This is a genomic window from Sphingobium sp. D43FB (genome assembly GCF_002312805.1).
In the GTDB taxonomy this organism is placed as follows: Bacteria; Pseudomonadota; Alphaproteobacteria; order Sphingomonadales; family Sphingomonadaceae; genus Sphingobium.
On record NZ_NMUA01000008.1, the window covers coordinates 71208 to 92104 of the forward strand.

Here is a 20897-nt window from a genome sequence, read left to right on the forward strand (position 1 = left end):
CGATATGACCAAAGTGACCGTTGCAGCGCTGCAGCTCAGCTTTTCGGACGATATGGGCGAGAATATCGCCAAGGTGGCCGAGCATGTGACCAAGGCCGCCGCGCGCGGCGCGAAGATCATCCTGCCGCCCGAATTGTTCGAAGGCCCCTATTTCTGCCGTGTCGAAGACGAAGCGCTGTTTGCGCTGGCGCAGCCGACCGACAGCCATCCTGCGGTGCAGGAGATGCGCAAGCTGGCCAAGGATCTGGGCGTCTATATCCCGACCAGCTATTTCGAGCGCGACGGCCAGCATCATTATAATTCGCTCGCGATGATCGATGATCAGGGCGAGATTATGGGCGTCTATCGCAAGAGCCATATTCCTGACGGGCCGGGCTATGAGGAAAAATATTATTTCCGGCCCGGCAATAGCGGCTTCAAAGTGTGGCCGACCAAATATGGCACGATCGGCGTCGGCATCTGCTGGGACCAATGGTATCCCGAATGCGCGCGGGTGATGGCGCTGATGGGCGCGGAGATGCTGTTTTACCCGACCGCGATCGGATCGGAACCCTATGATGCGGACCTCGACACCAGCCGCATGTGGCGGCGGGCGATGATCGGCCATGCGGTCAGCAATTGCATGCCGGTGATCGCCGCCAACCGCATCGGCGAGGAGGATGGCCAGCGTTTCTACGGCCACAGCTTCATCAGCGACGAATGGGGCGACCTGATCGCTGACGGCGATGCCAAGGATTTCGGTGCGCTGGTGGCGACGCTGGATCTGGCGCAGGCGCGTACCCATCGCGCAGGGATGGGCTTCTTCCGCGATCGGCGGCCGGAGCTATATGGGCGGATCGCGCAGGATATTTGACCTGCACCCGGCGTCAGCGGCGGAAGCTCTCCGCCGCGGCGCAGGCGAGCTGGTCGGCGCGCTCATTTTCCGGGTGACCGGCATGGCCCTTAACCCATTGCCAGGTCACTTGATGCCGCGCGGTGGCCTGCACCAATAGCTGCCAGACTTCGGCATTCTTCACCGGCTTGCGGTCAGCGGTCTTCCAGCCATTTTTCTGCCAGCCGAAAATCCATTTGGTGATGCCGTCCATCACATATTTGCTGTCGGTATAGAGCGTCACGCGGCAGGGCTTGCTCAGCGCATTGAGCGCCTCGACCGCGGCCATCATCTCCATCCGGTTATTGGTTGTCTGCGCCTCGCCGCCGGATATTTCCTTTTCCTTGCTCCCAAAGCGCAGCACCGCGCCCCAGCCGCCGGGGCCGGGATTGCCCTTGCACGCGCCATCGGTGAAAATCTCTACGGTCGGCAGGTCGGTCATGCTGTCTCCTCCGATCGCATCGAAAGAGGCGATCGGATCATGGGTTATGCGCCGAGCAGGTCAGCTGCATCGGCGTTGGCGTAGAAGTCGAGCCTGCGCAGATAGGCGAGCGGGTCTTTGCGCGTGACCAGCGCATCGGCGGGCGTGTTGATCCAGTCATAGGCGCGGGTCAGCAGGAAACGCAGTGCCGCGCCCCGGCACAGGATCGGGAAGGCGGCGCGTTCCGCATTGGTCAGCCCGTGCGCTTGGGCATAGCCCGCACCTAGCGCCACGGCCCGGTCGCCAAAGAAAGTCGCGCCGTCATGGCTGAACGTCCAGGCGCTGTGGGTGATGGCCAGGTCATAGGCGCGGACATCCGTGCAACTGAAATAAAAGTCGATCAGGCCCGTGACCCGGTCGCCCAGCATCAGCACATTGTCCGGGAACAGGTCGGCATGGATGACGCTGCGTGGCAGATCGGCGGGCCAATGGGCGTCGAGATACGCCAACTCATCGGCGACCCGTGCGGCAAGGCCGGGGGCGATCTGGTCGAAATCCGCGCCGCATTTGCGCGCCAGATCATGCCAGCCCGCCTTGTCGAGCGCGTTCGGGCGTTCGTTTGCAAAACCCTCGGCCGCGTGATGCAGTTCGCCGAGCGCTTGGCCCGCCGCGCGCGATTGCGCCGGGGTCGGCTCGGTCACGGAAATGCCGGTCAGGAACTCGATCAGGCAGGCGGGGCGTCCGGCGAGCTGCTGCAATCGCTGGCCGCTGCGATCGGCGATGAAGCGGGGGACGAGGCATCCGCGCGCACCCAGATGGTCGAGCAGGTCCATGAAGAAGGGCAGGTCGGCTTCATCCACCCGCTTTTCATAGAGGGTGAGGATGTAGCGATGGCCTGACCCGTCCGCGCCGGTGGTTTCGAGCAGATAATTGCTGTTTTCGACCCCTTCGGCGATCCCCTTGGCGGAAACGAGGCGACCAGCGTCATAGCGGGTGAGGAAGGCGTCGATCTCTTCGGCCGGAACCTGGGTATAGACGGCCATGGATCAGACGGCCTCCAGTCCGCGCGGCAGCTTGAAGGCAATGCTTTCGCGCGCGGTCTCGACGATTTCCTCCGTCACGTCATAGCGCGCCGCGAGGCCATTCACGACTTCGCGGACCAATATTTCGGGTGCGGACGCCCCAGCGGTCAGCCCCAATGTCGTCACGCCGTCGAGCCAATCGAAGTCGATTTCATCAGCGCGTTGGATCAGCCGGGCGCGGGTGCCCTCGCGCTCGGCGACCTCCACCAGTCGCAGCGAGTTGGAGCTATTCGGCGCGCCGATGACATAGAGCGCATCGCAACGAGGCGCGATCGCCTTGACCGATGTCTGGCGGTTGGACGTGGCGTAGCAAATGTCCTCGCCCTTGGGCGCGGCGATGTCGGGGAAGCGACGTTGCAGCACGGCGACGATCGCGGCAGTATCGTCCACCGAAAGCGTCGTTTGCGTCAGGAACGCCAGATTGTCGGCATCGGTCGGCGCGAACGCTTCTGCGTCCTCGACCGTTTCGATGAGAGTCATCGATCCGTCGGGCACCTGCCCGAACGTGCCGATGACTTCGGGATGGCCCTTATGGCCGATGAAGAGGATGTGGCGGCCAAGCTCCACCTGCCGTTCGGCCTGGCGATGCACCTTGCTGACCAGGGGGCAGGTGGCGTCGAGATAGGACAGGCCGCGCTCCTCCGCCTTGGCCGGGACCGCCTTGGGCACGCCATGGGCGGAAAAAACGACCGGCACGCCATCGGGTACCTGGTCCAGTTCCTCGACAAAGATCGCGCCCTTCGCCTTCAGGCTGTCCACCACATATTTATTGTGAACGATTTCATGACGGACATAGACCGGCGCGCCATAGGCTTCGATCGCCTTTTCCACGATGATGATGGCGCGGTCGACCCCGGCGCAAAAGCCGCGCGGGGCAGCGATCAGCAGGGTCATCGGCGGGCGGGCGGCGGTGGGCTCGGTCATGTCTTCGCGCTTAGGCGAATGTAAGCCACGAGGAAAGCCGCTTCCTTCCGGTTGCGTGGGCGGCGGCGGATGGATAAGGAAGCGCGATGCTTTCGGCCGATGGGCCATGCCAAGGATTATCTGCCTGTGCCAAGGAACGTCTGTCTGTCTCGTGTCGCCCTGACTGCCATGCTGGCTTTGACCCTGGCGGGCTGTTCGCGCCGGGGAGAAATCGATGCGTCCGGCGGTATCGTCGCAGTGCGTTCGGCTTGCCCGGTGGCGGCGGTGCCGGCCTATACCGGTGACATCACGCTGTTCAACCCGGCCAACAGCACCGATGCGTCGGCGATCGACGTGGTGGCCAACATCACCGATCTGCGATCGACCTGCACCGACGGCGCGCAATTCTATACCGAAGCGACCTTCACCGTGAACGCGCGGCGCAGCGACGCGAGCGCAGCGCGACAGGTGACGCTGCCTTATTATTCCGCCGTGGTGCGTGGCGGCAATGCCGTGGTCGCCAAGCGGGTGGGCCAAGTCACGCTCAATTTCGCGCCGGGCGATTATCGCGCCAGCGCACAGGCGAAGGCCGCATCCTATGTCGAGAAATCCTCGGCCACGCTGCCTGCCGACATTCAGGCGAAGATCGTCCAGAAGCGCAAGGCGGGTGACGCCGATGCCGCGATCGATCCCTTCGCCCAGCCCGATGTCAAAGCGGCGCTGGCACGAACCAGTTTCGAGCTGCTGGTCGGGTTCAACCTGACCCAGGATCAGTTGCGCTATAACGCGACCCGCTAATCTTACCCGATTAACCTATCTCCGTTCGTGCTGAGTAGGGACTGAGCGAAGCCGAAGGCCCGTATCGAAGCATCACACGCTGCGCAGATCCTTCGATACGCCATTTCGACTTCGCTCAATGGCTACTCAGGACGAACGGCATTTTGTGATGCAGGATATAATCTGATGTCCCTTTACACCCGTTTTACCGCTCACCTCGATGCCGTGCTGGACGCGCTGGAGGCTGACGGCATTCTGCCCGCTGGCCTCAACCGCAAGCCGGTAACGGTCGAGCCGCCGCGCGACCCCAGCCATGGCGATATGGCGACCAATGCGGCGATGGTGCTGGCCAAGCCCGCGGGCACCAACCCGCGCGCCTTGGCCGAGGCGATCGTTACCAAGCTGCAAGCGCTCGAAGAGGTCGACAGCGCCTCGATCGCCGGGCCGGGCTTCATCAACCTGACATTGACCGATGCGACATGGCGCGCGGAACTGGCCGCGATCCAGACCGATGGCGATGATTATGGCCGGTCCGATGTGGGGCAGGGCATCACCGTCAATATCGAATATGTTTCCGCTAACCCGACAGGCCCCATGCATATGGGCCATTGCCGCGGCGCAGTGGTGGGCGACGCGCTTGCCACGCTGCTGGAATATGCCGGGCATAAGGTGATCCGCGAATATTATATCAATGACGCGGGCGGGCAGGTCGATGTCCTCGCCCGGTCGGCGCATCTGCGCTATCGCGAAGCGCTGGGCGAGACGATTGCCATCCCCGAAGGCCTGTATCCCGGCGATTATCTGGTGCCGGTAGGGCAGGCATTGGCTGCCGAATATGGCGATCGGTTCGTGGGCGCGCCGGAGAGTGACTGGCTGGTGACCTTCCGCACTTTCGCCGTTGCGAAGATGATGGACATGATCCGCGCGGACCTGGCGCTGCTGGGCATCCGTCACGATGTCTTTTCGTCGGAGGCGGAATTGCAGGCGGCGGGCAAGCCTGAACAGGCCGAAGCCTGGCTGCGGGCGCAGGATCTGGTCTATGATGGCGTGCTGGAAGCGCCCAAGGGCGAACTGCCCGACGATTGGGAGCCGGTCGAACTGCCGCTGTTCCGCTCGACCAAATTTGGCGACGATCAAGACAGGCCGATCAAGAAGTCGAACGGCAGCTGGACCTATTTCGGTGCCGACATGGCCTATCATTATCAGAAGGCGCAGAGCGCGGACCAGTTGATCGACATCTGGGGCGCGGACCATGCCGGGACCGTCAAGCGCATCCAGGCGGCAGTCGCTGCGCTGACGGAAGGCAAGGCGCGGTTCGACGTCAAGCTCATTCAGATGGTCCGCCTGCTGCGCGATGGCGAGCCGGTGAAGATGTCCAAACGCGCGGGTAATTTTGTGACGCTCGCAGATGTCGTGGGCGAAGTGGGCAAGGATGTCGTGCGCTTCACCATGCTGACGCGCAAGGCCGATGCGCAGATGGATTTCGACTTTGCCAAGGTGGTGGAAGCCTCGAAGGATAATCCTGTCTTCTACGTCCAATATGCCCATGCGCGCATTTCTTCGCTCGGACGGCGGACGCAGGAGGCGGGGATTGCACTTCCCGCAGCCGACCTGTCCCTTCTTGGGACGGCCGAATTGGGCCTGGTCAAGCTCGCCGCGCAATTCCCGCGCGTGGTGGAAGGGGCAGCGCAGATGCGCGAGCCGCACCGTATTGCCTTTTATCTCAATGACTTGGCGTCCGCGTTCCATGGCTGGTGGAATATGGGCAATGACGATCCGCGCGCGCGGGTGATCCTGGCCGATGATCCGGCGATGACGGCGGCACGGCTTTCCCTGGCGCAGGGAATAGGGCAGATTATCCGCAATGGCCTCGCCCTGATGGGTGTGGTCGCGCTGACCGAAATGCAGTGAATGAAAGCGGAGTGAAGTGACGATGAGCGACTATGGGCGCGGTCGACTCGATTTCGACGATGAGGACCGGCTGCCCTGGCTGGAGCCTGCGATCGACGATAGCGACCCGGAAAGCCTCTCGCCGTTGCGTCTGCTCGGCTTGATCCTGCTCGGCCTGATGCTGGTCGGCGCGGTCGTCGCCGGTGTGTGGTGGGTGCAGAATCGCAACGGCGCTAATCTGGCCGGCGAAGGGCAACTCATCGCCGCGCCGCCGCAGGACTATAAGATCGCCGCCAATGAAGCCGATGCGCGCAAGTTCGATGGCGAGGGCGATGCCAGCTTCGCCGCGAGCGAAGGCGTGGCGCGTGACGGGCGGATTGACCCCAGCCGCGTGCCCGAAACGCCGATGGCCAAGGGCACGCCTGCGCCCACCGGCACCCGGCCGGTCGTGCCGGTCAAGCCTGCGCAAAGCGTCTCCGCGCCCGTGACCGACGGCACGAGCAACACGCCGGTTGCCGCCACCAAGGCCGCTAGCGGCGGCGCGAAGATCCAGCTGGGCGCCTATGGCAGCGCGGCGGGTGCCAAGGATGCCTGGAGCCGCCTGTCCAAGCGCTTCGCCTATCTCGCGCCGCTCGCCATGACCGTCGAACCGGCCCAGGTCGGCGGCGGCACCGTCTACCGCCTCCGTGCCAGCGCGGGGGGGCAGGCGAGCGTGATTTGCGGCAAGCTCAAGGTAGCGGGCGAAAGCTGCCTGATGGTCAATTAGGATCGGATAAAGCCCTTCGACAGAAGCGCCGTACATCGTTACCGTCGATGCCATGAAGCCTGTTATTTTCGGCCTGTCCGGGCCAGTCCTCACTCCTGACGAGCGCGCCTTCTTTGCCGAGGCGCAGCCCGCAGGCTATATCCTCTTCAAGCGCAACATCGTCGATCGGGCGCAACTGCGCGCGCTGACCGACGATTTGCGCGCCTTGCATGGGCGCGACGACCTGCTGATCATGATCGATCAGGAAGGCGGTCGCGTGGCGCGGATGGCCCCGCCGGTCTGGCCAGCCTTTCCGCCCGGCGCTGTGTTCGATCGCCTCTATGACGTCGCGCCATCGAGCGCGATCGCGGCGGCGCGGGCCAATGCCCATGCTATCGCCCTGACGCTAGCCGAGGTCGGCATCACCGTCGATGCGCTGCCGTTGCTGGATGTGCGGCAGGAGGGCGCAAGCGACATCATGGGCGACCGGACGTTGGGGGCCGAGCCGATGCGGGTAGCCGCGATGGGCCGCGCGACGCTGGAGGGGCTGGCGCAGGGCGGCGTGGTCGGCATCGTCAAACATATGCCGGGGCATGGTCGCGCCTTGGTCGATAGCCATCTGGAATTGCCGGTGGTGAAGGCGGACCTTAATGCGCTGGAAACCGACCTTGGCCCGTTCCGCACACTGAACTGGGCGCCGATGGGGATGACGGCGCATGTCGTCTATACCGCCTGGGATGCAGAGCAGCCCGCCAGCCTGTCGTCCAAGGTAATCGGCGGCATCATCCGCGATGCCATCGGCTTTGACGGCCTCCTGATGTCCGATGATCTCGATATGAAGGCGCTGGATGGCAGCATCGCGGACTTGGCCGCAGGCGTCGTGGCGGCGGGGTGCGACCTGGCGCTCAATTGCTGGGGGCGGATGGACGATATGGTCGCCATCGCCGACGCGCTGCCGGACATCCAGCCCGAGTCGCAGGCGCGGCTCGACCGCGCGATGGCCAGCGCCCCGCGCGGCGCGGATCAGCCGCCGCTCGAAGCGCTGCTGGCGACGCGCGACCGGCTGCTGGAACCGGTCGCGGCCTGATCGCCTCAGCCGCCGCCCGGTGAATTATGGCCGCCGGCGGGAACGGGGCCGCCATTGGGCGCATGGCCATGGTCGGGATTGCTGTCCCATTCGATATGATAGAGGTCGAAGCGCCGGTCGCGCAGGTTGCGGACGGTCCCTTCGGCCCGTGCCCAGCTAAGGTCGGCCAGGTTCACGTCGGCCATCGTCAACGTCTCGACATTTTCGGTCGATTCCGCCGCAATGCCATCGCGCGCAAAGGGCAGGTCGCACGGCGTCAGGATCGCGCTTTGGGCATATTGAATGTCCATATTGTCGACATTGGGCAGATTGCCGACATTGCCCGACATCACGACATAACATTGATTCTCGATCGCCCGCGCCTGCGCGCAATAGCGCACCCGCATATAGCCCAGCCGCGAATCGGTACAGAAGGGCACGAAGATGATCCGCGCGCCCTGATCGACCAGGCGGCGGGCCAGTTCGGGAAACTCGCTATCATAGCAGATCAGCACGCCGATCGGCCCGCAGTCGGTCTGGATCACGTCCAGCGAATCGCCGCCCTTGATGTTCCACCAGAAGGATTCGTTCGGCGTCGGGTGGATCTTTTCCTGCGTGTGAACCGAGCCATCGCGTAGCGCGACATAAGCGATATTCTGGATATCGCCATCATCGGCGCGGGTCGGGTGTGAGCCGCCGATGATGTTGATATTATATTGCAGCGCCATCCGCGTCAGTTCCTTGGTCAGGCGCGGCGTGTAGCTGGTGAGCTTGTCGATCGCCTCCATCGGATTGAGCTTTTTGGTCTCGAACGACAGCAGGGGCAGGGTGAAAAGCTCCGGGAAGACGATGAAGTCGGAGCGATAATCCGCTGCGACATCGACGAAATATTCGATGTTGCGGACGAACCCCTCGAAATCTTCGACCGCACGTGCCTGCAACTGGCATGTGGCCAGGCGGACGCTTTCGACGCCGCGCGGCACGCGCATTTCGGGCGCTTCGTCGGGATCGACATAGGGGTTGCGCCAGACGAGATGTGCGGCGTGTCCGTCGGACTGCTTGTCTTCGGGCAGATAATTTTCCAGCACGCCCAGCGGTTCGAACTGGTTCTTGAGCTGGAAGCTGACGACCTGATCGCGGATCTTGCCCGCGGCGACCTTGTCCAGATAATCTTTGGGGCCTTCGACCTTGCGCTTGGCGCGCAGATAGCCCGGCATCCGGCCGGCAATGACGATGCCGTGCAAATCGAGTTGCTCGGCCAGTTCCTTGCGTTCGTCATAGAGGCGCTGGCCGATGCGCAGGCCGCGCAGCTTGGGGTCCACCGCCATCTCATAGCCATAGAGCCATTCGCCCGCCGCGCTGTGGCGCGTGCCAAAGCCGTTGGCGGTGATTTCCTCCCAATCATGCCAGGCAAAGGCCATGCCCTTGCTGACCCGCATCGTCGCGCAATAGCCCACGACCTTGTTATCGTAGAGCGCGACGAAGCAGCCATCGGGGAAATTGTTGATCTGGCCGCGCACGGTGGCGGGGGAATAATTGGGTAGGCCCGGATAGACGCGGGCGATAAGTCGGATGATCGCGCGCACGTCGGTCGGCACCGCCGGGCGCACCTCAAGGCGTTTCTGCGTGGCTGTCGTCATGGCTTTCTTCCCTCGGCGCGATGGCTATGGAAAAGGCGGCACCGAATAATCGGCACCGCCTCATTCCGTTTCCGTACTGAAAGCTTCAGGAGCCTATCAGTTCCACTTGGCCATTTCGGCTTCCAGATTGACGCGGATCTGTTCGAAAAACTGTTCCGTCGTCATCCACGCCTGTTCCGGGCCGATCAGCAGCGCCAGATCCTTGGTCATCGCGCCATCTTCGACGGTCTTGATGCAGACGCGCTCAAGGGTTTCGGCGAATTTGGTGACTTCGGGGGTGCCGTCGAACTTGCCACGGAAGGACAGGCCCTGCGTCCAGGCGAAGATCGACGCGATAGGGTTGGTCGAGGTCGCCTTGCCCTGCTGATGCTGGCGATAGTGGCGGGTGACGGTGCCATGCGCCGCTTCGGCTTCCACCGTCTTGCCGTCGGGCGAGAGCAGGACCGAGGTCATCAAGCCGAGCGAGCCGAAGCCCTGCGCCACGGTGTCCGACTGGACGTCGCCGTCGTAATTCTTGCAGGCCCAGACGAACTTGCCGCTCCACTTGAGCGCGGACGCGACCATGTCGTCGATCAGGCGATGCTCATAGACAATGCCCGCCGCCTTGAACTTGTCGGCGAATTCGGCGTCGAACACTTCCTGGAACAGATCCTTGAAGCGGCCATCATAGGCCTTGAGGATGGTGTTCTTGGTCGAAAGGTACAGCGGCCATCCACGGTCGAGCGCATAGTTCATGCTTGCCTTGGCGAAATCGCGGATCGATTCGTCCAGATTATACATGCCCATGGCAACGCCAGCGGCCGGGAAGTCGAACACTTCCTTTTCGATCTTCTCGCCATTTTCGCCGTCCCAGATCAGGCGCAGCTTGCCGGGGCCGGGGACCAGGAAGTCGGTCGCCTTATACTGGTCGCCAAAGGCATGACGGCCGATGACGATCGGGTCGGTCCAGCCGGGGACCAGACGGGGGACGTTCTTGATGACGATCGGCTCGCGGAACACCACGCCGCCCAGGATGTTGCGGATCGTGCCGTTGGGCGACTTCCACATCGACTTGAGGTTGAATTCCTCGACCCGCTGTTCGTCAGGGGTGATGGTGGCGCACTTCACGCCGACGCCATATTGCTTGATCGCATTGGCGCAATCGACCGTGATCTGGTCGTTCGTCTCGTCGCGCTTCTGGACGGACAGGTCATAATATTTGAGGTCGATGTCGAGATAGGGGAGGATCAGCCGCTCGCGGATCCATTCCCAGATGATCCGGGTCATTTCATCGCCGTCAATCTCAACGACCGGGTTCTTCACCTTGATCTTCGCCATGCGCCTGTTCGCCTTCTTCATCGTGGGTGGATTTGGCAATCGCCCTAGGCAAAGCGGGCAGAATGTTCAACTGCGCACGCATAGTTATATGACAGACCGGAGCCTTCGCCGGGATCGGCCGTTGTCAGGGGGAAGCTCTCTCCCTAAAGATGGTGGCCATGGACAATAACGAAATCACGATCGCCGCTGGCGGCAATGTCAAATGGCGCTTTCCTTCGGTTCACCCGGAAGGGATGAAATTCGGCCTGATCGCAGTCGCGATCACGGCGCTCCTGTTCCTCATGGGATGGGAGGTGCTGGGATGGCTGATGCTGATGGTGACGATCTGGGTATTCGCCTTCTTCCGCGATCCCGTGCGGGCCGTGCCACAGGATGAGGGCGCGATCATTGCACCGGCCGATGGCCTGGTGACGCTGATCCAGCGCGTGCCGCCGCCGCGCGAAATGGCGGGCGTCGATGGCCTTGGCGACCAGCCGATGATCCGCGTGTCCATTTTCATGAGCGTGTTCGACGTCCATATCAATCGCACGCCGATCGGCGGCACGATCAAGTCGGTCGTCTATATTTCGGGCAAATTCCTCAATGCCGATCTCGACAAGGCGAGCGAGGATAATGAGCGCCAGCATATATTGGTCGAACGCCATGATGGCGTCCGCATTGGCTTTACGCAGATTGCGGGCCTCGTGGCGCGCCGGATCGTGCCCTTCGTCAAGCCTGGCGACATGGTCGCTGCGGGGCAGCGGATCGGCCTCATCCGCTTCGGCAGCCGGGTCGATGTCTATCTGCCCGCCGGAACCGCGCCGCGTGTGATCCTGGGCCAGCGCACCATCGCCGGGGAAACCATCCTTGGGCAAATGGGTGATCGCCGGGTCGTCGCCGGTATTCAACAATGAGGCGGCGGCGCGCCGTGCCGCAGGGCATGCGGCGGGGCATCACCCTGCGCATGCTCGCCCCCAATGCGGTGACGGCAATGGCCTTGTGCTTTGGCCTGACCGGCGTGCGCTACGGCATATCGGGCGATTGGGAGCGGGCCGTGCTGTCGATCATCTTTGCCGGGGTGCTGGATGGACTGGATGGCCGGATCGCCCGTATGCTGCGCGGCGAAAGCCGATTCGGCGCGGAACTGGATTCGCTGTCCGATTCGATCGCATTCGGCGTTGCGCCGGCGTTGATCCTCTATCTCTGGTCGCTGCACGCCATGCCGAAATTCGGCTGGATATTCGCGCTGGCCCACGCTTTGTCCTGCGCGCTGCGCCTGGCGCGGTTCAATGCCAATATCGATGCGGAACAACAGCCGCATAAATCCGCTGGTTTCATGACCGGCGTGCCCGCACCCGCCGGGGCAGGCCTGTCCTTCGTTCCGCTCTATCTGTGGCTGGTGACGGGCGAAGATTTGTTTCGCGCCTGGTATGTCGTGGCACCCTGGACGGCGTTCGTCGCCTTCCTGATGATCTCCAACATCGCGACCTATAGCTGGTCGGCGCTGCGGTTGCGCAAGCGCATCCGGTTGGAAGTCATTGCCTTTGCCGGGTTGCTGGCGGCGTTGCTGGTAACCGATCCGTGGCTGACGCTGCTGTTGCTCTGCGCCGTCTATGTGGCCCTGATACCGTTCGGCATCATCTCCTATGCCAAGGTCGTGCGGACCCGCGAGGCTGCGTCGGAAACGCCCGCCTGAAAAGCGATCAGGCCGCGAAAACGCCGTTCGGTACTCGGACGGCAGAAGCGCGGTCTGACTCGACGGCACGGGGGCGACGGATACGCACATGATAAACGGGCTTGTGGGGGATCGGCTCGAACTGGAGCGCAGCGACCATCTTGTCATGATAGAGCAGGAACATCCATGCGATGGTTCCCACGGCCATCAGGAATGCGCCAAGAAACAGGGTCGCTGCAACGAATGTGAACATAACGGTCACTTTCCATCTTGCCATTTGCACGGCTGGCCTCACTATGACGGTTTCAACGGCAGCGAACCGCCTTTGTTCCGTTTGTTCACTTTATGTTCCAGCTTGCGGCGCAAGTCAAGCCTTGCACATTATTTTCTGTGGCGTTAAAGGCGCGCCTCATTCCACATGGGAATCATCATATCCGGTGCTGGCAGCGGTCTTTCAGACCATCTGCGGTTCCCGATTCCCAGAGGCATTAACCGGAAGGAGATTATCTTATGGCGGCTCCTGTTGTCACCATGCACCAATTGATCGACGCTGGCGCGCATTTCGGCCACCAGACCCATCGCTGGAATCCGCGCATGAAGCCGTATATTTTCGGCGAGCGCAACGGCATCCACATCCTTGACCTGTCGCAGACCGTGCCCCTGTTCGGCCGCGCGCTCGACTTCGTGTCGGGTACGGTTGCCGCCGGTGGCAAGGTGCTGTTCGTCGGCACCAAGCGCCAGGCGCAGGATCCGATCGCCGAGGCCGCGCGCAAGTCAGGCCAGCATTTCGTCAACCATCGCTGGCTGGGCGGCATGCTCACTAACTGGAAGACCATTTCCGGTTCGATCAAGCGCTTGAAGACCCTTGAGGAAAAGCTGCAGGGTGACACCCACGGCCTGACCAAGAAGGAAGTGCTTCAGATGACGCGCGAGCATGAGAAGCTCGAAATGTCGCTCGGCGGCATTCGCGACATGGGCGGCATTCCCGATGTCATGTTCGTGATCGACGCGAACAAGGAAGAACTGGCGATCAAGGAAGCCAACACGCTGGGTATCCCGGTCGTCGCGATCCTCGATTCGAACGTCTCGCCCGACGGCATCGCCTTCCCGGTTCCCGCGAACGACGACGCCAGCCGCGCCATCCGCCTTTATTGCGACGCCATTGCGGCCGCCGCGACCAAGGGCAACCGTGGTGCGCAGCAGGCTTCGGGCGTCGACCTGGGCGCGATGGACGAGCCGATGGCGGAAGAGGTTGTCGCCGAAGCCTAAGAGCGTCGCGCAACTGAAAGAATGACAGGCTAGGGCGCGCTCTTTCAGAGACGCGCCCTGCCGCATATTTGAACCACACTGATTTAGGAGCCGAAACATGGCCGATATTACCGCTGCTTCCGTCAAGGAACTTCGCGACCGTTCGGGCGCGGGCATGATGGATTGCAAGAAGGCGCTCACCGAAGCCAATGGCGACATCGAAGCGGCAACCGACTGGTTGCGCGCCAAGGGTCTGGCCGCGGCGCAGAAGAAGTCGAGCCGCACCGCGGCCGAAGGTCTGGTCGGTGTTGCCGTTGCCGGGACCAAGGGTGTTGCCGTCGAAGTGAACAGCGAAACCGACTTCGTCGCCAAGAACGAACAGTTCCAGGATTTCGTCCGCACCGTCTCGACGATCGCGCTCGAAACCGGCGCTGCCGACGCCGAAGCGCTGTCAGCCGCTGCCTATCCGTCGGGCGGCACGGTCGCTGAAAAGCTGGTCGCCAACATCGCCACCATCGGCGAGAACCAGACCGTGCGCCGCGTCGGCCATGTCGAAGTGAGCCAGGGCGTCGTCGTTCCCTACGTCCACAATGCTGCTGCGCCGGGCCTCGGCAAGATCGGCGTGCTGGTCGCGCTGGAAGGCGATGCCTCGGCTGAGGTCATGGAGCCTTTGGGCAAGCAGATCGCGATGCACATCGCCGCTGCCTTCCCGCTGGCGCTGGCCGCGTCGGACATCGATCCGTCGCTGCTGGAGCGTGAGCGCGCGATCGCTGCTGAAAAGGCCGCCGAATCGGGCAAGCCTGCCGAGATCGTCGCCAAGATGGTCGATGGCGCAGTGGCCAAGTTCGCCAAGGAAAACGCGCTGCTCTCGCAGCTGTTCGTGATGGACAACAAGACCCCGGTCGCCGACGTCGTTGCCAAGGCCGCCAAGGAAGCCGGCGCATCGATCAGCCTGAAGGGCTATGTCCGCTTCCAGCTGGGCGAAGGCATCGAAAAGGAAGTCAGCGACTTCGCGGCGGAAGTCGCGGCGGCTGCCGGCGTCTGACATACGGACGTACAGCCTGAAACAAGGAAAAGAGCGCCCCGCTGGGCGCTCTTTTTTTTGGCGACCGTCGCATCGGGCGATAGGCGCCATGGAATAGTTTTTTGATCTACTGAATTGCCAACACCGTGCCGTCTCTGCCCCAAACGTGGCTTCGGGGGCGTGCGCGGTCGGATAGCTATCCGCCTGCCTGTCTCCGACTTTGGCGGAGTTCGCATTGTCGATGCACAAGATATTGTCCGGCGCGCTGGCGTCGCTGCTATTATGGACCGCCCCCGTGCTGGCGCAGGGCGGGATGGGCGGCGATATGCAGGGTGGCGGCACTGGTGGCCCTCCAGGCGGCGGCGGTGGACCGCCCGGCGATAGGGGCGGGCCGCGCCAACCTACGCCGCCCAAGCCGATCAAACGCGCGCAGTTCGACAAGGTCGTGACGGCGATGTTCCGGGAAGGCGACGTCAACCGCGATGGCATGATCATGATCGCCGAATTGCGTGGCCTGTTCGATGCTCGGCGCGAGGCGCTCATTCGCGCGCGCTTCACCAAGATCGACAGCAATCATAATGGCGCGCTGAGCTATGAGGAATTCGTCGCCTGGCAGCGGCAAATGGGGTCGGTGGCCTCGTCGGAAGTGGCCGGGACCGGTGACCGGGACGGTCCGATCGCCGAAGTCCTCCTGCCCGATGTTGGCGATGACCCTGGCAGCATGGGCCTCGCTGCGCTCATCGAACCGCTCAGCGTCGGCCTGATCACCAACGCCAACAGCAATTATGACGCGGGCCTCTCGCTCGAAGAATTGCTGGCCTATCAAGGCAAACGGTTCGATGCGGCCGATGCCAATCATGACGGATGGCTGGCTATGGATGAATTGCGGCCGCCGTCGCGGGGCGGGAAGGCTCCACGGGGCAGTGGCGGACCGCCCTGCCTGCCCGATCGTCCCTGCTGACGGTCCCACTGGATGACGGCAATTGCGGGACGGCAAACGCCATCCGGCGATGCGGCGCGATATTTGACGACAAACGCCCCTTGGCATTGGGCGCTGGGCTGACTAATGATCGCTGGCCTTCCCGCTAGCAACATGGACTCCCCACCGCCTATGACCCGGCCTGCCTACAAGCGCATCCTGTTGAAATTATCCGGTGAAGTCCTGATGGGGCAGGGCCAGTTCGGTATCGAACCGGAGACGGTCAATCGTGTCGCAGGCGAGATCGCGGCGGCCCGCGACGCTGGATTCGAACTGTGCGTGGTGGTCGGTGGCGGCAACATCTTCCGAGGGCTTGCTGGCGCGGCCAAGGGGTTTGACCGGACCAGCGCCGATTATATGGGCATGCTGGCCACGGTCATGAACGCGCTGGCGGTGCAGAATGCGCTGGAAAAGCTTGGCTACGACACCCGCGTCCAGTCGGCGATCCCGATGGCGTCGGTGTGCGAACCCTATATCCGGCGCAAGGCGGTGCGGCATATGGAAAAGGGCCGGATCGTCATCTTCGCGGCGGGCACCGGCAACCCCTTCTTCACCACCGACACGACCGCCGCCCTGCGGGCCGCCGAAATGAATTGCGACGCGATCTTCAAGGGCACCAGCGTCGATGGCGTCTATAATGCCGACCCCAAAAAGGTGGCCGACGCGACCCGCTATGACGAGATCAGCTTCGACCAAGTGCTGACCGATAACCTAAAGGTTATGGACGCAAGCGCCATTGCCCTTTGCCGCGAAAATAATATTCCCATCGTCGTGTTCAACATCCGCGAAACCGGCAACCTGGCGACAGTGTTGGCGGGGCAGGGCGTCGCGACGATCGTGCATAATCAGGAGCGCTGACATCATGGCCCAATATGACAAATCCGATCTGGAACGCCGCATGGCCGGTGCCGTCGAATCGCTGCGCGGCGATCTGTCCGGCCTGCGTACCGGCCGCGCCAATGTGATGCTGCTCGATCCGGTGACCGTCACCGTCTATGGCGCATCCATGCCGTTGAATCAGGTCGCGACCGTGTCCGCCCCTGAGCCGCGCATGTTGTCGGTCCAGGTGTGGGACAAGACCAATGTCGGCCCGGTCGACAAGGCGATCCGATCGGCGGGCCTTGGCCTCAACCCCATCACCGATGGTCAGACGCTGCGCCTGCCGATCCCTGATCTGACCGAAGACCGGCGCAAGGAACTGGCCAAGCTCGCCAGCAAATATGCCGAGGGTGCACGCATCGCTGTACGCAATGTGCGTCGTGACGGCATGGACAGCCTGAAAGCCGATGAAAAGAAAGGCGAAATTAGCGAGGACGAGCGCAAGCGCCTGGAAACCGAAGTTCAGAAGCTGACCGACAGCATCATCGCCGACATCGACGCCGCTGCGACGTCGAAGGAAAAGGAAATCCTCGGCCAGTAAGCCGGGGCTTTCCTTTCGTGGCCATTGCCCGCATCCTGATCTGATGGCCACGCAAGCCAAACCCGACCTGACCAGCACCGCGCCTGCTCATGGCGCGCGCCATGTCGCCATCATCATGGATGGCAATGGCCGCTGGGCCAAGAAGCGCCTGCTGCCGCGCATCGCCGGCCATCGTGCCGGGGTGGAAGCGGTGCGCCGGGTCGCGCGGGCGGCCCGCGACATGGGGTTGGAATGCCTCACGCTCTACGCTTTCTCGTCCGAGAACTGGAAGCGCCCACCCAGCGAAGTGGCCGACCTGATGGGCCTGCTGCGCCATTTCATCCAGGCGGATCTGGACGAATTTCACGCCAATGGCGTCCGGCTGCGGGTGATCGGCAATTATCGCGTTCTCGATCCGTCGCTGGTCGATCTGATCGAGGCCGCCGTTGCGCGTACCGCCGCTAATAGCGGCCCGGTCATCGCCATCGCGCTCAACTATGGCGCGCAGGACGAGATGGTGCGCGCAGCCCAGCAACTGGCGCAGCGTGTCGCCTGCGGCGAGATACGCGCGGACGAGATTGGCGTGGAGACGATCGGCGCGGCGCTCGACACCGCCGATCTGCCACCGCTCGACCTGTTGATCCGCACATCGGGCGAACAACGGCTCAGCAACTTCATGTTGTGGCAGGCCGCCTATGCCGAACTCTATTTTACCGACATGCTCTGGCCCGATTTCGACGCGGCGGAACTGGCACGCGCGCTTGATGCCTTCCGTCTAAGGGACCGCCGTTTCGGCGGGTTGTAGGCGATGGCCAGCGAATTGAAGACCCGCGCCATCGTCAGTGTCGCCTTGATCGCGATGGCGGTCGGTGCCTTGCTGTCGGGCGGATTGCTCTTCTGGCTGCTGCTCGCGGTCGCTGGCGTATTGATGCAGGGCGAATGGGCGGACCTGAATGGCGCAACCGCCGAACAGCGAAAGCTGTCTATGTTCGCTGTGTCGGTGCCGCTGGCGATCCTGTGCCCGCTGGCGGCTGGCGTGGATGGGTTTGCGGTCGGCCTGATGATCGCGGCCTTCCTCTTCGTGATGGCCGCGACGCGCGGATACAGGCTGGCGTGTGGCATATTCTATGTCTGCGTGCCGGTGATGGCCTTGCTGTTCCTGCGCGGGCAGGAACCCAATCTTTATGGCCTGTTGCTCGCCTTCTGGGCGCTGGCGCTGGTTTGGGCGACCGACATTGGTGCCTATTTCGCGGGGCGTTCGATCGGCGGTCCCAAGCTCGCGCCGCGCATCAGCCCGTCCAAGACCTGGGCCGGGCTGGCCGGGGGTGTCCTTGCGGCCTTGATCACTGGCTTTTTGTTGCATCGTTTCGCTGGCCTGCCGATCCAGTTGGCGGCGGCGAGCGGCCTGCTGGCGGTGGCGGCGCAATTGGGCGATCTGTTCGAAAGCGCGATGAAGCGGCGCGCAGGCGTCAAGGATAGCGGGATGCTGCTGCCCGGCCATGGCGGGGTGATGGACCGGCTGGACGGCGTAGTGGCCGCCGCGCCGCTCGCCGCGCTGCTCTATCTGATGGTGGGACAGGCGTGATGCGGACGGTGTCGATCTTTGGCGCGACCGGCTCGGTGGGCATGTCCACGCTCGACCTCATCCAACGCGAACCGGATGCCTATCAGGTCGTCGCGCTGACCGCGAACAGCGATGTCGAGGGGCTGGCGCAAGCGGCCAAGGCAACCGGCGCGCAGATCGCCGTCATCGGCGACCCGGCGCGCTATGACGCGCTCAAGGTTGCACTCGCCGGGTCGGGTGTCGAGGCGGCTTCAGGCGAAGAGGCGCTGGTCGATGTCGCCGGGTCCGGGGCTGACTGGACCATGGCGTCGATCGTCGGCTGCGCCGGGCTGCGGCCTACCATGGCCGCGCTCAAGGCGGGCGGCACGGTGGCGCTCGCCAACAAGGAATCGCTGGTGTCGGCGGGCGGGCTGATGATGGAGGCGGCGCGCGCCTCCGGCGCGACATTGCTCCCGGTGGACAGCGAACATAATGCGATATTCCAGTGTCTTGCGGGTGGCACTCTGGACGATGTCGCAAGGATCATCCTGACCGCGAGCGGCGGCCCGTTCCGCACCCGCAGCCGCGCCGAGATGGCGGACATCACACCGCAGCAGGCGGTCGCGCACCCCAATTGGTCGATGGGCGCGAAGATCAGCGTCGATAGCGCGACGATGATGAACAAGGGGCTGGAATTTATCGAAGCGGCCTATCTCTTCCCGGTCGGGCTCGATCGGATCGAGATATTGGTCCATCCCCAATCGGTCATCCATTCGATGGTCGAATATCGCGACCGATCGACCTTGGCGCAACTAGGGTCGCCCGACATGCGGATCCCGATCGCCCACGCCTTGGCCTGGCCCCGGCGGATCGCTACGCCGTGCCAACCGCTCGATCTGGCGCGGATCGGTCGGCTTGATTTCGAAGCGCCTGACCCGGAACGCTTCCCCGCACTGCGCCTCGCGCGGCAGGCGGCCGAGGCGGGCGGTGCCGTTCCGGCTATTCTGAACGCCGCCAACGAAGTCGCCGTCGCGGCTTTTCTCGCCGGACGCGTCCGCTTCCTTGATATCGCCATGATTGTGGAGGAAGTGTTGACCCGCTATAGCGCGCCTGCGCCCCATGCCATTGCGGATGTGCTGTCGGCGGATGCTGCGGCGCGCGTCATGGCGGGCCAAGTGATGGAAAGATTGACGGCTTGTTAGAAAATCCCGGTTTCCTGCTGACCGTTCTCGCTTTCGTCGCGGTCATAGGGCCGCTCGTTTTTGTGCATGAGTTCGGCCATTATATCGTCGGGCGCTGGTGCGGCGTGAAGGCGGAGGCCTTTTCCATCGGCTTCGGCCCCGAACTGCTGGCCTGGGTAGACAAGCGCGGCACGCGCTGGCGGCTCGCGGCGCTCCCCTTGGGTGGCTACGTCCGCTTCAAGGGCGACATGAACGCGGCCAGTCAGGCCGATCCCGCCTGGCTGCAAATGTCGGCGCAGGATCGGGCCGAGAGCTTTCCCGCCAAGCCGGTTTGGCAACGCGCAGCGATCGTCGCGGCGGGGCCTGCGGTCAATTTCCTGTTTGCGATCCTGCTGCTGGGCGGCCTTGCCTATTGGAAGGGCGATCCGGTCAGCCCACCTGTCGTGCAGCAGGTTGCGCCTGCATCGGCCGCTGAAAAGGCAGGCTTGCGCCCCGGCGACCGCATCGTGTCGATCATGGGGCGTCAGATCGACAGCTTCACCGACATCGCGCCGATCGTGTCGCTGCGTCCGGGTGAAGTCCTGCCCTATGTCATCGAACGCGATGGTCAGCGCACCGCCATGACGATCGCGGCCGGTGAGCGGATCGAAAAGGACCGGTTCGGCAATATCTTCCGCCTCGGCCAGTTGGGCGTGATGTCCGACAAGGTCGAATTCCGCGACATCGCGCTGTGGGAGATCCCGGTGGTCGGTACATTGCGGACGGGCCAGATGTTCGTGTCCGCCATGGACGGCCTCGGCCAGATCATCACCGGACGCCGATCGGTCAAGGAATTGGGCGGACCGCTCAAGATCGCCGATGTCTCCGGCCAGGCCGCGATGATGGGGCTGTTCGGCTTCCTCACCTTCATGGCGCTCATCTCGATTAACTTGGGGTTCATCAACTTATTGCCAATCCCGATGCTGGATGGCGGGCATCTGCTGTTTTACGGGATTGAGGCGCTGCAGCGTCGGCCGGTCAGCCCGCAGGTGCAGGAATGGGCCTATCGATCGGGCTTGGCGCTGCTGATGACGGTGATGGTGCTGGTGACTTTCAACGATTTGTCGTCTTTCGGGCTGTGGAAGAGCCTGTCCGGCTTGATCGGTTGACGCGCATCG

At 63.2% G+C, this 20897-nt stretch carries 22 protein-coding genes; 16 read left to right on the plus strand and 6 right to left on the minus strand.

Annotated elements, in window-relative coordinates; genetic code table 11:
* Positions 1-4: 4 nt before the first annotated feature.
* On the plus strand, positions 5-853 hold the full coding sequence (aguB, locus tag SxD43FB_RS08980) for an N-carbamoylputrescine amidase (protein WP_096061886.1): 849 nt from the start codon (positions 5-7) through the stop codon (positions 851-853).
* 13 nt (positions 854-866) lie between these two features.
* Here aguB and rnhA read toward each other — a convergent pair whose 3' ends face one another.
* Genes rnhA through ispH form a run of 3 tightly spaced genes read right to left on the minus strand, consistent with a single transcriptional unit; the run spans position 867 to position 3298 of the window.
* Positions 867-1313, minus strand: coding sequence for a ribonuclease HI (rnhA, locus tag SxD43FB_RS08985; RefSeq protein WP_096061887.1), 447 nt, complete (start codon positions 1311-1313; stop codon positions 867-869).
* Between the two features lie 44 nt (positions 1314-1357).
* Positions 1358-2335 carry a homoserine kinase gene (thrB, locus tag SxD43FB_RS08990; RefSeq protein ID WP_096061888.1) on the minus strand — a complete coding sequence of 326 codons (978 nt, stop codon included), beginning with the start codon at positions 2333-2335 and terminating at the stop codon, positions 1358-1360.
* 3 nt (positions 2336-2338) lie between these two features.
* Positions 2339-3298 carry a 4-hydroxy-3-methylbut-2-enyl diphosphate reductase gene (gene ispH, locus SxD43FB_RS08995; RefSeq protein WP_096061889.1) on the minus strand — a complete coding sequence of 320 codons (960 nt, stop codon included), beginning with the start codon at positions 3296-3298 and terminating at the stop codon, positions 2339-2341.
* Positions 3299-3466: 168 nt separating this feature from the next.
* Here ispH and SxD43FB_RS09000 point away from each other — a divergent pair, with 168 nt between their 5' ends.
* From SxD43FB_RS09000 to nagZ, 4 genes are all read left to right on the plus strand, one after another.
* The gene (locus SxD43FB_RS09000) at positions 3467-4075 is read left to right on the plus strand and encodes a hypothetical protein (protein WP_037478756.1); all 609 of its coding nucleotides are present in this window, start codon (positions 3467-3469) and stop codon (positions 4073-4075) included.
* 165 nt (positions 4076-4240) lie between these two features.
* On the plus strand, positions 4241-5965 hold the full coding sequence (gene argS / locus SxD43FB_RS09005; protein ID WP_096061890.1) for an arginine--tRNA ligase: 1725 nt from the start codon (positions 4241-4243) through the stop codon (positions 5963-5965).
* 22 nt (positions 5966-5987) lie between these two features.
* Positions 5988-6710 carry an SPOR domain-containing protein gene (locus SxD43FB_RS09010; RefSeq protein ID WP_096061891.1) on the plus strand — a complete coding sequence of 241 codons (723 nt, stop codon included), beginning with the start codon at positions 5988-5990 and terminating at the stop codon, positions 6708-6710.
* Positions 6711-6762: 52 nt separating this feature from the next.
* Entirely contained in the window at positions 6763-7776 is a 1014-nt protein-coding gene (gene nagZ / locus SxD43FB_RS09015; RefSeq protein ID WP_096061892.1) for a beta-N-acetylhexosaminidase, read from the plus strand.
* A 5-nt stretch (positions 7777-7781) separates the two neighbouring features.
* Here the strand turns inward: nagZ and SxD43FB_RS09020 are convergent, their stop codons facing one another.
* Together SxD43FB_RS09020 and SxD43FB_RS09025 are read right to left on the minus strand one after the other, a co-directional pair.
* Entirely contained in the window at positions 7782-9395 is a 1614-nt protein-coding gene (locus SxD43FB_RS09020; RefSeq protein WP_096061893.1) for a bifunctional GNAT family N-acetyltransferase/carbon-nitrogen hydrolase family protein, read from the minus strand.
* Between the two features lie 96 nt (positions 9396-9491).
* Positions 9492-10712, minus strand: coding sequence for an NADP-dependent isocitrate dehydrogenase (locus SxD43FB_RS09025; RefSeq protein ID WP_069066287.1), 1221 nt, complete (start codon positions 10710-10712; stop codon positions 9492-9494).
* Between the two features lie 158 nt (positions 10713-10870).
* On the opposite strand from SxD43FB_RS09025, the gene SxD43FB_RS09030 reads away from it, so the two are divergent.
* Together SxD43FB_RS09030 and SxD43FB_RS09035 are read left to right on the plus strand one after the other, a co-directional pair.
* On the plus strand, positions 10871-11605 hold the full coding sequence (locus tag SxD43FB_RS09030; protein ID WP_096061966.1) for a phosphatidylserine decarboxylase: 735 nt from the start codon (positions 10871-10873) through the stop codon (positions 11603-11605).
* A complete protein-coding gene (locus SxD43FB_RS09035; RefSeq protein WP_096061894.1) occupies positions 11602-12387 on the plus strand; it encodes a phosphatidylcholine/phosphatidylserine synthase in 786 nt (261 codons plus the stop codon). Before SxD43FB_RS09030 ends, SxD43FB_RS09035 begins: the two co-directional genes overlap by 4 nt.
* Positions 12388-12394: 7 nt before the next feature.
* Here the strand turns inward: SxD43FB_RS09035 and SxD43FB_RS09040 are convergent, their stop codons facing one another.
* The gene (locus SxD43FB_RS09040; protein ID WP_096061895.1) at positions 12395-12619 is read right to left on the minus strand and encodes a hypothetical protein; all 225 of its coding nucleotides are present in this window, start codon (positions 12617-12619) and stop codon (positions 12395-12397) included.
* A gap of 257 nt (positions 12620-12876) precedes the next feature.
* Between SxD43FB_RS09040 and rpsB the strand changes: the two genes are divergently transcribed.
* The 9 genes from rpsB (at position 12877) to rseP (ending at position 20888) form a co-directional block, all read left to right on the plus strand.
* Positions 12877-13635 (plus strand): 30S ribosomal protein S2, encoded by a 759-nt coding sequence (rpsB, locus tag SxD43FB_RS09045; RefSeq protein ID WP_043152929.1) that lies wholly within the window; start codon positions 12877-12879, stop codon positions 13633-13635.
* 97 nt (positions 13636-13732) lie between these two features.
* Positions 13733-14659 carry a translation elongation factor Ts gene (gene tsf / locus SxD43FB_RS09050; RefSeq protein WP_037472056.1) on the plus strand — a complete coding sequence of 309 codons (927 nt, stop codon included), beginning with the start codon at positions 13733-13735 and terminating at the stop codon, positions 14657-14659.
* 220 nt (positions 14660-14879) lie between these two features.
* Positions 14880-15599: an EF-hand domain-containing protein gene (locus SxD43FB_RS09055; RefSeq protein WP_096061896.1), complete on the plus strand. Its 720-nt coding sequence runs from the start codon at positions 14880-14882 to the stop codon at positions 15597-15599.
* A 150-nt stretch (positions 15600-15749) separates the two neighbouring features.
* The gene (gene pyrH, locus SxD43FB_RS09060; RefSeq protein WP_037472051.1) at positions 15750-16475 is read left to right on the plus strand and encodes a UMP kinase; all 726 of its coding nucleotides are present in this window, start codon (positions 15750-15752) and stop codon (positions 16473-16475) included.
* Between the two features lie 4 nt (positions 16476-16479).
* Positions 16480-17037: a ribosome recycling factor gene (gene frr / locus SxD43FB_RS09065; RefSeq protein WP_037472049.1), complete on the plus strand. Its 558-nt coding sequence runs from the start codon at positions 16480-16482 to the stop codon at positions 17035-17037.
* Positions 17038-17080: 43 nt separating this feature from the next.
* A complete protein-coding gene (locus tag SxD43FB_RS09070) occupies positions 17081-17821 on the plus strand; it encodes an isoprenyl transferase (protein ID WP_096061897.1) in 741 nt (246 codons plus the stop codon).
* Positions 17822-17824: 3 nt separating this feature from the next.
* Positions 17825-18601 (plus strand): phosphatidate cytidylyltransferase, encoded by a 777-nt coding sequence (locus SxD43FB_RS09075; protein WP_096061898.1) that lies wholly within the window; start codon positions 17825-17827, stop codon positions 18599-18601.
* Positions 18601-19761, plus strand: coding sequence for a 1-deoxy-D-xylulose-5-phosphate reductoisomerase (locus SxD43FB_RS09080; RefSeq protein WP_096061899.1), 1161 nt, complete (start codon positions 18601-18603; stop codon positions 19759-19761). The genes SxD43FB_RS09075 and SxD43FB_RS09080 overlap by 1 nt, the downstream gene beginning before the upstream one ends.
* A complete protein-coding gene (rseP, locus tag SxD43FB_RS09085; RefSeq protein ID WP_096061900.1) occupies positions 19755-20888 on the plus strand; it encodes an RIP metalloprotease RseP in 1134 nt (377 codons plus the stop codon). Before SxD43FB_RS09080 ends, rseP begins: the two co-directional genes overlap by 7 nt.
* The last annotated feature ends 9 nt before the right edge of the window (positions 20889-20897 follow it).

Bases quoted from the DNA above. Each gene is read 5' to 3' on its own strand.
- aguB (WP_096061886.1), top strand. From the start codon at position 5: ATGACCAAAGTGACCGTTGCAGCGCTGCAGCTCAGCTTTTCGGACGAT.
- rnhA (WP_096061887.1), bottom strand. From the start codon at position 1,313: ATGACCGACCTGCCGACCGTAGAGATTTTCACCGATGGCGCGTGCAAG.
- thrB (WP_096061888.1), bottom strand. From the start codon at position 2,335: ATGGCCGTCTATACCCAGGTTCCGGCCGAAGAGATCGACGCCTTCCTC.
- ispH (WP_096061889.1), bottom strand. From the start codon at position 3,298: ATGACCGAGCCCACCGCCGCCCGCCCGCCGATGACCCTGCTGATCGCT.
- SxD43FB_RS09000 (WP_037478756.1), top strand. From the start codon at position 3,467: ATGCTGGCTTTGACCCTGGCGGGCTGTTCGCGCCGGGGAGAAATCGAT.
- argS (WP_096061890.1), top strand. From the start codon at position 4,241: ATGTCCCTTTACACCCGTTTTACCGCTCACCTCGATGCCGTGCTGGAC.
- SxD43FB_RS09010 (WP_096061891.1), top strand. From the start codon at position 5,988: ATGAGCGACTATGGGCGCGGTCGACTCGATTTCGACGATGAGGACCGG.
- nagZ (WP_096061892.1), top strand. From the start codon at position 6,763: ATGAAGCCTGTTATTTTCGGCCTGTCCGGGCCAGTCCTCACTCCTGAC.
- SxD43FB_RS09020 (WP_096061893.1), bottom strand. From the start codon at position 9,395: ATGACGACAGCCACGCAGAAACGCCTTGAGGTGCGCCCGGCGGTGCCG.
- SxD43FB_RS09025 (WP_069066287.1), bottom strand. From the start codon at position 10,712: ATGGCGAAGATCAAGGTGAAGAACCCGGTCGTTGAGATTGACGGCGAT.
- SxD43FB_RS09030 (WP_096061966.1), top strand. From the start codon at position 10,871: ATGGACAATAACGAAATCACGATCGCCGCTGGCGGCAATGTCAAATGG.
- SxD43FB_RS09035 (WP_096061894.1), top strand. From the start codon at position 11,602: ATGAGGCGGCGGCGCGCCGTGCCGCAGGGCATGCGGCGGGGCATCACC.
- SxD43FB_RS09040 (WP_096061895.1), bottom strand. From the start codon at position 12,619: ATGTTCACATTCGTTGCAGCGACCCTGTTTCTTGGCGCATTCCTGATG.
- rpsB (WP_043152929.1), top strand. From the start codon at position 12,877: ATGGCGGCTCCTGTTGTCACCATGCACCAATTGATCGACGCTGGCGCG.
- tsf (WP_037472056.1), top strand. From the start codon at position 13,733: ATGGCCGATATTACCGCTGCTTCCGTCAAGGAACTTCGCGACCGTTCG.
- SxD43FB_RS09055 (WP_096061896.1), top strand. From the start codon at position 14,880: ATGCACAAGATATTGTCCGGCGCGCTGGCGTCGCTGCTATTATGGACC.
- pyrH (WP_037472051.1), top strand. From the start codon at position 15,750: ATGACCCGGCCTGCCTACAAGCGCATCCTGTTGAAATTATCCGGTGAA.
- frr (WP_037472049.1), top strand. From the start codon at position 16,480: ATGGCCCAATATGACAAATCCGATCTGGAACGCCGCATGGCCGGTGCC.
- SxD43FB_RS09070 (WP_096061897.1), top strand. From the start codon at position 17,081: ATGGCCACGCAAGCCAAACCCGACCTGACCAGCACCGCGCCTGCTCAT.
- SxD43FB_RS09075 (WP_096061898.1), top strand. From the start codon at position 17,825: ATGGCCAGCGAATTGAAGACCCGCGCCATCGTCAGTGTCGCCTTGATC.
- SxD43FB_RS09080 (WP_096061899.1), top strand. From the start codon at position 18,601: ATGCGGACGGTGTCGATCTTTGGCGCGACCGGCTCGGTGGGCATGTCC.